Origin of the sequence: Frankia sp. AiPs1, assembly GCF_023716945.1 — a bacterium.
In the GTDB taxonomy this organism is placed as follows: Bacteria; Actinomycetota; Actinomycetes; order Frankiales; family Frankiaceae; genus Frankia.
Window position 1 is genome coordinate 1 of record NZ_JAMQQF010000230.1, and the last position, 8,807, is coordinate 8,807.

The window sequence follows — 8,807 nt, forward strand, 5'->3', positions numbered from 1 at the left end:
GCGCAGCGCCGGCGACTCCACCGATCCCGCGGACGGCCACGGCCACGGCCACGGGGCGACCGCGGGTGGCGGGCAGGACCGGAACGGCGGTTCGGTGGCGGCGGCCGGAGCCGCCGGCGGCCGCAGTGACCAGCACGGTCTCCTCGTCGTGCTGGTGTGGGTCGGCGGGCTGGTTCTGGCCGTCTGGCTGGGCGGCCTGCTCGGCGTGGGCGCGCACCTGCTGTCCGCTCGGCGAACCACGACGCACGGGGGCCCGCGCGGCCACTCCTAACATGGCCACATGACACACGCGCTCCTGGACGAGCTGTCCTGGCGTGGACTCATCCACGACAGCACCGATCCCGCCGAACTACGGGACCACCTCGACAGCGACGGGCGGCGTTGCTACATCGGTTTCGACCCGACCGCCCCGTCGCTGACCATCGGCAACCTGCTGCCGATCACGCTGCTGATCCGCGCGGCCCGGGCCGGGCTCGGCGCCGTCACCCTGTTCGGGGGCGGCACCGGCCTGATCGGCGACCCGTCCGGCAAGTCCGTCGAGCGCACCCTGCTCACCGCCGAGGACGTGCGGGCCAACGTGGCCCGGCACCGGGAGATCATGGAGACGATCTTCGGGCGGGCCCTGGCCGCCGACCAGCTCCCGGCCTTCGTCGACAACGGCGACTGGCTGGGCGGGCTTGGCATGATCGAGTTCCTGCGGGACGTCGGCAAGCACTTCCCCGTCGCCGAAATGATCAGACGGGACTCGGTCCGCCGCCGCCTCGACGATCCCGACGTCGGCCTGACCTACACCGAGTTCAGCTACTCGCTGCTGCAGGCGTACGACTTCCGCCGACTGTGCGAGGACCACGGCGTGACGCTCCAGATGGGGGCGTCGGACCAGTGGGGCAACATCGTCGCCGGGATCGACTACGTGCGCCGGGTGCTGCGCACCCAGGTGCACGGGCTGACCTGCCCGCTGCTGCTGCGGGCCGACGGCACGAAGTTCGGCAAGTCGGAGAAGGGCGCGGTCTGGCTGACGGCCGACCGCACCTCGCCGTACACGCTCTACCAGTTTCTGATCAACTTGTCCGACGACGAGGCGCGCCGGTTCGCGCTGTTCTTCTCGCTCACCGACCGCGAACCGCTGGAGCGGTTGTTCGCCGAGCACGCCGAGGCGCCGGGCCGCCGGGCGCTGCAGCGCCATCTCGCCCGGGAGATGACCGCGCTCATGCACGGCCAGCCCGCCGTCGACGCCGCCGAGGCGGCGTCCGCGGCGCTGTTCAGCGGTGATGTGAAGGCGATCGGGGCGGACCTGATCTCGGATGTCTTCGCCGACGTGCCGACGGTGACCGAGCCGCTGGCCCGGCTCGCAGCCGACGGCGGCTGGCCCGTCGTCGACCTCCTGCTCGCCACCGGCCTGGCCAGCAGCCGCCGCGACGCCCGCGAGCACCTCGGCAATCGCGCGGTGCTGGTCAACGGCGACCGGATGGACGCCGAGTCGACCGTCACCGAGAAGGACCTGCTGCACGGCTCGGTGATCCTCGTCCGCCGCGGCCGCCGTGAGTGGCGGGTCGCCCGCTTCACCTGAGCGGCCACGTGGCGCCTCACCGTGACCCAGGTGCCGCGGGAACACCCTGATCGCCGGGCTCGGGGAGCGGCGCGGTCGCGCGGCGCGGTCGCGCCGAGCAGCGCGTTCGTCAGGGGGCGGGCGGGCCGACGAGCAGCCCCTTGATGTAGGCGGCGTGCTCGTCGGCCACCGCCTTCTTGCCACGGGCACGGGAGAGCACCGTGCGCCCGGCGTACCCGGCGACGAGCATCGAGCGCATCACGTTCACTCGGGCCGGAGCGTTGTGTTTGCGCAGGTAGCGGACCATCGACGCGCCGCGCATCTGGAGCATCCAGGTCTTGCCCGCGCCGCTGCCCCCGGCGCCGTGCGGAACCAGCAGATCGGTGTGCAGCTTCTGGTGCAGGCCGGCCTCGCGGATCGCCCGGCCGAGCGCCATGTCCTCGTTGTAGACGAAGAACGTCTCGTCGAAGCCGCCCAGGTCGAGGAACGCGGCGCGGCGCACGGCCATGCAGGCGCCGGTCAGCCACTCTGGGTTCATCGGCCGGCCCGGGGTCGGACGCGCGAACAGCGCCGAGGTCGGCGCCACCTTGTGCGCGCCGAGGACGTGCAGCAGCACCCGCCGCGGCGTCGGCTCCCAACCCCCGTTGCCGAGCTCGGGCCGGTCGTCGTGACCCTTCATCGTCGCCGCGCTGGTGACCAGCTCCGGGTCGGCGATGAGGTCGTCGACGAGCACGTCGATGACGTCGACGGTGGGCCGGCTGTCCGGGTTGCCGAGGACGATGTAGTCGTACCTCGACGACCGGATGCCCATGTTTGCGGCCTTCGCGAAGCCCTTGCCGCCACCAGAGTCCAGGTAGCGGCTGTTTGGGCGGTCCGCGAGCAGCTCGTCGACCCGGTCGACGCCGCTGGCGTTGTCGATGACCACCACCGGCATGTCCAGCGGCAGCGTCGCGAACAGCTGTTCGAGCTGCTCCCGACTGTGGTAGCTGACAAGCACGAGCTCGTACTGCCACGTGGACCGCTTGGATTGCTCGACCGACACGGCGGCACGCTCCTCACTGCGTGTGTTCACGCGAACTCCCGATGCACCGTTCGGCCCGGCTGCCGAGGGTGCTGGCCTGCGATCCTCGCTCAGTTTCCAGCCGGGGTCAGCGCGCTGGACGAGCTGGCTGAGCTGGCAGCGCCGCCCAGGCTCGCCGGGTCGGCGCCGGCCGGCGGGGCGACCGGCTGGCGATCCGGCTTCGGCCACACTGCCGGGCGGTCCCGGGCGGCGAAGCGGCGCACTCCGCCGAGCGCGACGGCCTGCAGGAAGAAGACCTGCGCGACCAGCCGGCTGGGCCCCGGCGGCGTGCGTCCGGTCATCAGGGCGGCGGTGCTTGCGACGCCGGCGGCGTTGCCGGCGAGGAACACCCGGGCGGCCCAGCTGTGCCGGGCGGCCGGGACGGCGATGGCGACGAGGACGACATGGGCCATCGGTCCGAACGACGAGCGGACCAGCCGGTGCCCCCAGAGCTGCGGGGTGACCGGCAACGCGCCCGGCACCAGCGTCGCCCGGCGCCGCCAGAGCATGTCCAGGTTGCCGGCGACGATCCGGGTCCGCCGCTCCCACTCACCGGTGTAGTCGGGGGCCGCCGACTCGATCGAGTACGCCTCGGGCTCGTAGACGACCCGCAGGCCGCCCTCGAGGACGTCGAGGGCCAGCCAGGCGTCGTCGACCGCCGTGTCGGCGGGCAGCGGCCGAAACGCCTGCCGGCGGAAGGCGAGCATCTCGCCGACGACGCCGATCGTCGCCCCGGTCGCCGACTCGCAGCGCTTCAGCCACGACTCGAACTTCCAGTAGAAACCCTGGGCGCCGTCGGGGTCGTCGACCTGCTTCTCCCCCGCGACCGCGCCGACGGTCTCATCGGTGAAGTGGCGGGCGGCGGCGCGCAGCGCGCCGGGGGCGAGCACCGCGTTCGCGTCGGTGAGCACGACGATCTCGTGGGAGGCGGCGGCGACGCCGCGGTTGACCGCGCGGGCCTTGCCCAGCCGCTCCCCCGAGGACAGCACCCGCACGCCCGGCCGGCGCGAGGCCTCCGCCGTCTCCGAATCGTCCGCGACGACGATGATCTCCATCGGCCCGGGATAATCGGTGCCGGCAAGTTCATCCAGTTTCGTGCCGATAACTGCGGATTCCCGGTAGGCCGAGACGACGACACTCAGGCCCGGCCAGATCTCAGGGTCCGGCGGTGTCATCGATTCCAGGCCACGGCTGCGCAGTCCGATATAAACCGGATACAGAACGTGACCGTAAACGGTAACGGCTCCGAGCGCCGCGACAGCGGCTCCTCGACCGATGGTCCGGACACCTGTCATGACAGTAACCGTAGCGTTCCACCGGAACGCCACGGCGAACGGCTCCTGGCCCGTCGAATCACGCGATTGACCCCATGACGCTGCGCGGCCGTGATGCCCGGACCCTACCTGCGCCGCAGTCTGGCGTGGGCCACAGTCCGCCGAGGCCGCCCACAGTCCGCCGAGGAGGACCGGCGGCCGCCGAGGCGGATCACCCAGCCGCCGAGGCGGATCGCCCGGCCGCCGATGAGGGCCGCGGGAAACCGCCCCGTTTTATTCACCGCCACTCGACGCCATCGTGACCGGTCGGCCACGCGTCGCATTCCTCGGCCGGGCGACCGGGCGGACCCTCCCCCATGCGGGTGAACCCGGGCCGTTACAGTGGGACCGGTGAGCGACTCCACGCGCTGGATCGTCGTTGTCGAGGAACCGTTTCTTCCGGCCGACGCCGGCGGCCGGGTGGAGACATTCAGCTTCCTCACCGCGGCCTCCGCGGCCGGTATTCGGATGCAGATCCTGGTTCCCTCGCGGGAGGATCTGGACATCGCCGCATACGAGGAGGCGGTTCCCGGTTCGGCGGTCATCCGGCTGCCCCGGGACGACAGCCCGCGTGCCCACCTGACGCCGAGGCCCTTCATGCACGCCTCCCGGCCCGTCGGGCCGTTGCGCCGCGCGTTGGAGTCCACCCCCCCGCGCGCCGACGCCGTGATCAGCTACAGCTGCCGGTCATCGCATCTCGGCGAGGAAATCGCCCGGATCTGGAAGCTGCCGCATCTGGTGCGCGCCCACAACGTCGACTCGGAGTTCTTCCGCGTGCTCGCGCGCAGCAGCTCAGGTCCCCGGGCCGTGGCCTACGAGCTTGAGTACCACAAGCTGCGTCTCGCCGAACTCGCCATGCACCATTCACCCCTGGTCACCTGCATCGCCGACATCTCGTTGGAAGACCACGAGTGGCGGCGCACCCGGGCAAGCGTGCCGACGTTTCACCTGCCGCCGTTCCTGCCGGTGGGGGCGCTGCGGGCGACCGCGTCCACCGAGTCGGCCGCGGCGGCCGTGGCCGGCGACCAGCGATTGATCTTCGTCGGCTCGCTGGACACCCCGACGAACATCGAGGCGCTGCGCTGGTTCCTCGGGGGATGCTGGCCGATGATCCGGATTCGCCATCCGAAGGCCACCTTCCAGGTGGTGGGGCGGCGCCCGGAGGACGGCCTGGCCGCGTGGCTCGCCGGCTTCGAGGGCGTCGAGCTGCATACCGACGTACCGAGCGTCGCCGGCTACCTCACCGCGGCGACGTTGTCGGTGAACCCGATGCGCTCCGGCTCAGGCGTGAACATCAAGGCCATCGAGGCGATGGCGACCGCCACCCCGGTGGTGAGCACTCCGACCGGCAGCCGTGGGTTGGACTGGGCCCCCGGCACCGACCTGCTGGTCGCCGAGGAGCCGGGCGCCTTCGCCACCGCCGCCTGCGAACTGCTGGACAACCCGGTGCGGGCGGCCGAGATCGGCCTCGCCGGCCGAGCCTTCGTCCGTCGGGAGCTCGACCACGCGGCACTGATCGGCCGCATCCAGGAGCACCTGACCCCGTCCTGACCGCCACACGGCGGGATGTACGACGACGAGACGCACGCCTGGGGACGCAACGGCACCCCGACGGGGGACCCAGACCCGGTCAGAGCAGGGCGTGGTAGCGGTTCTGCGTGGGCTCCAGGCCGTCCGTGATAAGCATTTCGGCCGAGTCGGCGGCATGCTCCAGCAGCAGCGGCAGCTCGCGCCGCTCCGCCGCGCCGAAGTCCCGCAGGACGAAGTCGGCCGGATCCATCCGGCCGGGCGGGCGGCCGATGCCGACCCGGACCCGGAGATAGTCGCGGGTGCCGAGGGCGGCAGAAATCGATCGCAGCCCGTTGTGGCCGTTGTCCCCGCCGCCGCGCTTGAGCCGGACGCTCCCGAACGGGATGTCCAGTTCGTCATGCACGACGATGACCCGGGCCGGATCGATCTTGTAGAAGGTGCGGACCGCCGAGACGGGCCCGCCGGAGAGGTTCATGAAGGACAGCGGGCGGGCCAGGACCGCCCGCGTGCCGGCGAGGCGAGCCTCGGCGACATCCGCCCGGGACCGGTGCGACTTCAGCCGCGACCCGGTCCGCTCGGCGAGCAGATCGACGACCATGAAACCGGCGTTGTGGCGGTTGCCGGCATAGCCCGGACCCGGATTGCCCAGTCCGACGACGAGCCAGGGCCCGTCGTCGGTCGGCACGTTCGTCATCGACAGCTCATCCGCAGATCATCGGCAGGCGACGAGGGACGAGAGGGGGTCGACGGGGAGAGCCGTCCGCCTAGGCGGACGCGCTCGCCGCGCCGGCCTCCTCGGTCGCCTCGCTGGTCTCGCCGAGCTCGGCGTCCTGCTGGGCGACGGTTCGCTTGGCCAGGCACTGCACCACGACCAGGTCGGGCTCGGCGTCTAGTTCGGCGCCCTCGGGCAACGCCAGCTGGCGGGCCAGCACCGCGGTGCCCGGTTCCAGGCCGGTGATGTCCACTTCGATCGCGTTCGGCAGACGCGAGGCGTCGGCCTTCAACGCGATCGAGGTGACCTGCTGGTCGACCAGCGTGTCGGGGTGGGGCTCGCCGATGACCTGCACGGGGATGTCGGCGACGACCTTCTCGCCCCGGTTCACGAGAACCAGGTCGATGTGCTCGAAGCTGCCCCTGATCGGGTGCCGCTGGACGTCCTTCGCGAGCGCGAGCTCGGTGCCGTCGGCAAGCTCGAGCGTCAGCAGGACGTTCGTGCCGGCGACGGTCTTGAAGGCGTGCATCAGGTCGTGCGCGGGCAGGGCGATGTGGCGCGGCGGCTTGCCGTGACCGTAGAGAACAGCGGGGACCTTGCCGGCGCGGCGGGTGCGACGAGCACCGCCCTTACCGAACTCGGTGCGCGGCTCCGCGGCGATGCGGACCTCGGACATGGCGGCGCTCATCCTTTCCAAGACATGGGATTCCTCGCCGGAGGGCGGGAGAACCACCGCGGCGCGGTCCTTCACAGTACCGGACGCTTCGCGAGAGGGGGACGACCACCCCGATCTGTCAAGACCCCGCGCAGATGCGGACCGTCGCGGGGGACCGGTCACGGCCGGACCGGCGGCATCAGCGCACGCGACGCCTGCGCCGGGCCACACCAACAGGCCGGATGTTCACCTGAGCTGGCAGGTCGGGACGGCCGAGCGCCCGCCGAGCCCGTCCCAGCACCGGGCCGCAGACCTTCCCGGCCACGGCTTGCACGTCGGTACCCCGGGTCACCCTGACCGCGATGTCCAGCGACGGTTCGCTCCTGCCCCGCAGCTCGGCTCGCGCGCCCTCGACGCCCGCGATCCCGGCCACGTCGTCCGCGACGGCGTCGGTCAGCGCGGCCGCGGGCAGGTGCACGTCTCCCAGCTCGTCGTGGGTCACGTCCAGCCCGGGGGACCTGTCGGTGCGCATCTGCTGGGTCAGCCAGACCAGAGCCAGCAGGGCGATCAGCCCACAGCCGACCCCGACGACCGGCCAGAACCAGCCATGATCCGCGGCGAAACCACGGACATCCGGGTCGAGCACCGACTGGTCCGCCCGGCCGTCCCCGAAGAGGCCGACCCCGACAAGCAGCGCGACCACGCCGGCCGCGGTGAGCAACACGCCGAGGACGGCGAGGATGACCCGGTTGCGTCGGTCGGTCGTGCATGGCGCTGCCCCGGTCATGGCGCCTCGCCTCGCCTGCGTGCCGCGGCACCCACCCGGTCGCCGTCCGCACCACGGGACCCGTCCCCACCACCAGACCCGAGCGAACTACCGCCGGACCCGAACGGACTACCGGCAGACCCGAGCGGACTACCGGGCTCGGTCTGACCGTCCCGCCCGGAAGGCCCGACGGACCCGTCCGGATCGCCCCGACCGGCTGGGCCGTCATGCCTAGCCGGCCCGCCGCCGGCGGCCGGTTCGTGCCGGTGACCGGCCCAGATCGACCGGACCGTCAGATCCGGCGACTCGATCAACGCGAAGGCGTCGAGCTCCTCGCGCAGCAGGGCGGCCACCCGCTGCGGGTCAGCGGCCGCGACGCGGGGGCGCAGGCGCAACCGGACCTTCGCGACCCGCCGGTGCACCCGGACGCGGGCCCGTTCCACCCCGTCGACGCCGAGCGCCGTGGCCCGCAGATCCCGGGCCAGTCCGCGCCGGTCCACGAACACCCCGGCCTGCGGGCACCCCAAGCGGGTACGCAGCCGGGCGGGCGTGCCGCGCCGAAGCGCGATCCAGATCAGCAGCAGCCCCACGAGTGCGACGAGCCCCGCGGCCAGCAACGCCGGCCCCGCCGACCAGGCGGTGTCGCTCAGGCTGTCCGCCCAGCTCCGCCAGCCGACCACGACCTGACCACCGCCCGCGGCGGCAGCGATGATCTCGACGATGGCGATGACGCCACCGGCCGCGATCAGCGCGGCGAGCAGCCCGGCGACGATCCGACGTCCCATCCGCACGATGTCCACCCCCCACCGAGTCCGCCCCGTACTACTACTCGTGCCCAGTTGCGTACGAACAGACACCGCGGGCAGCAGGTGTTGGGGGTCGATCCCAGCTCCGCCCGGCCCCCCAACCGTCATCGATCTCCAGCAGGTTCCGACGGACCCGCCGGGAGCGGACCCTGGATCGGCCCGCCGACCCCGGCGCCGGGGCTCAGCGAGGGCACCTCGATGTCGAGATGGGCGACCCGCACACCGGCCAGCGCCGCTACCCGCTCCCGCACCTCGCCCCGAACCCGCTCGGCGGTCTCGCCGACGGGATTCGGGTACCGCACGGAGAAGGTCATGGTCAGCCGCGCCGTGTTGCCCTCGAGCCGGGCGTCCACCTGGGGTCGGCGGGCATGCCCGCGCCACCGGGCTCCGCCGCGCCACCGCGCCCGGCCCCGGCC

8 protein-coding genes and 2 pseudogenes are annotated in these 8,807 nt (G+C 72.4%); 3 read left to right on the forward strand and 7 right to left on the reverse strand.

The features are described from left to right. Together ND748_RS18715 and tyrS are read left to right on the forward strand one after the other, a co-directional pair. Window positions 1-271: pseudogene (locus ND748_RS18715) on the forward strand (peptidase S8); the annotation flags it as partial. 9 nt (window positions 272-280) lie between these two features. Next, complete coding sequence (gene tyrS / locus ND748_RS18720) at window positions 281-1,570, forward strand: tyrosine--tRNA ligase (protein WP_251747241.1); 1,290 nt, start codon at window positions 281-283, stop codon at window positions 1,568-1,570. A gap of 109 nt (window positions 1,571-1,679) precedes the next feature. On the opposite strand, the gene ND748_RS18725 is transcribed toward tyrS, so the two are convergent. Both ND748_RS18725 and ND748_RS18730 read right to left on the reverse strand, forming a co-directional pair. Beyond that, the gene (locus tag ND748_RS18725) at window positions 1,680-2,591 is read right to left on the reverse strand and encodes a glycosyltransferase (RefSeq protein ID WP_251747252.1); all 912 of its coding nucleotides are present in this window, start codon (window positions 2,589-2,591) and stop codon (window positions 1,680-1,682) included. 89 nt (window positions 2,592-2,680) lie between these two features. Next, complete coding sequence (locus ND748_RS18730) at window positions 2,681-3,784, reverse strand: glycosyltransferase family 2 protein (protein WP_374215971.1); 1,104 nt, start codon at window positions 3,782-3,784, stop codon at window positions 2,681-2,683. Window positions 3,785-4,273: 489 nt separating this feature from the next. On the opposite strand from ND748_RS18730, the gene ND748_RS18735 reads away from it, so the two are divergent. After that, window positions 4,274-5,473, forward strand: a complete 1,200-nt coding sequence (locus ND748_RS18735) for a glycosyltransferase (protein ID WP_251747243.1) — start codon at window positions 4,274-4,276, stop codon at window positions 5,471-5,473. A gap of 79 nt (window positions 5,474-5,552) precedes the next feature. Here the strand turns inward: ND748_RS18735 and pth are convergent, their stop codons facing one another. From pth to ND748_RS18760, 5 genes and pseudogenes are all read right to left on the reverse strand, one after another. Continuing rightward, window positions 5,553-6,146, reverse strand: coding sequence for an aminoacyl-tRNA hydrolase (gene pth, locus ND748_RS18740; RefSeq protein ID WP_251747244.1), 594 nt, complete (start codon window positions 6,144-6,146; stop codon window positions 5,553-5,555). A 70-nt stretch (window positions 6,147-6,216) separates the two neighbouring features. Beyond that, entirely contained in the window at window positions 6,217-6,840 is a 624-nt protein-coding gene (locus ND748_RS18745) for a 50S ribosomal protein L25/general stress protein Ctc (RefSeq protein ID WP_251747247.1), read from the reverse strand. 178 nt (window positions 6,841-7,018) lie between these two features. Further along, window positions 7,019-7,606, reverse strand: a complete 588-nt coding sequence (locus ND748_RS18750) for an alkaline shock response membrane anchor protein AmaP (RefSeq protein WP_251747248.1) — start codon at window positions 7,604-7,606, stop codon at window positions 7,019-7,021. After that, on the reverse strand, window positions 7,603-8,385 hold the full coding sequence (locus tag ND748_RS18755; protein ID WP_251747250.1) for a DUF6286 domain-containing protein: 783 nt from the start codon (window positions 8,383-8,385) through the stop codon (window positions 7,603-7,605). Before ND748_RS18755 ends, ND748_RS18750 begins: the two co-directional genes overlap by 4 nt. A gap of 110 nt (window positions 8,386-8,495) precedes the next feature. Further along, a pseudogene (locus ND748_RS18760) lies at window positions 8,496-8,807 on the reverse strand (hypothetical protein); the annotation flags it as partial.

What these genes read in the sequence shown, in the direction of transcription:
- tyrS (WP_251747241.1), top strand. Translation starts at nt 281, where the DNA reads ATGACACACGCGCTCCTGGACGAGCTGTCCTGGCGTGGACTCATCCAC.
- ND748_RS18730 (WP_374215971.1), bottom strand. Translation starts at nt 3,784, where the DNA reads ATGACACCGCCGGACCCTGAGATCTGGCCGGGCCTGAGTGTCGTCGTC.
- pth (WP_251747244.1), bottom strand. Translation starts at nt 6,146, where the DNA reads ATGACGAACGTGCCGACCGACGACGGGCCCTGGCTCGTCGTCGGACTG.
- ND748_RS18745 (WP_251747247.1), bottom strand. Translation starts at nt 6,840, where the DNA reads ATGTCCGAGGTCCGCATCGCCGCGGAGCCGCGCACCGAGTTCGGTAAG.
- ND748_RS18750 (WP_251747248.1), bottom strand. Translation starts at nt 7,606, where the DNA reads ATGACCGGGGCAGCGCCATGCACGACCGACCGACGCAACCGGGTCATC.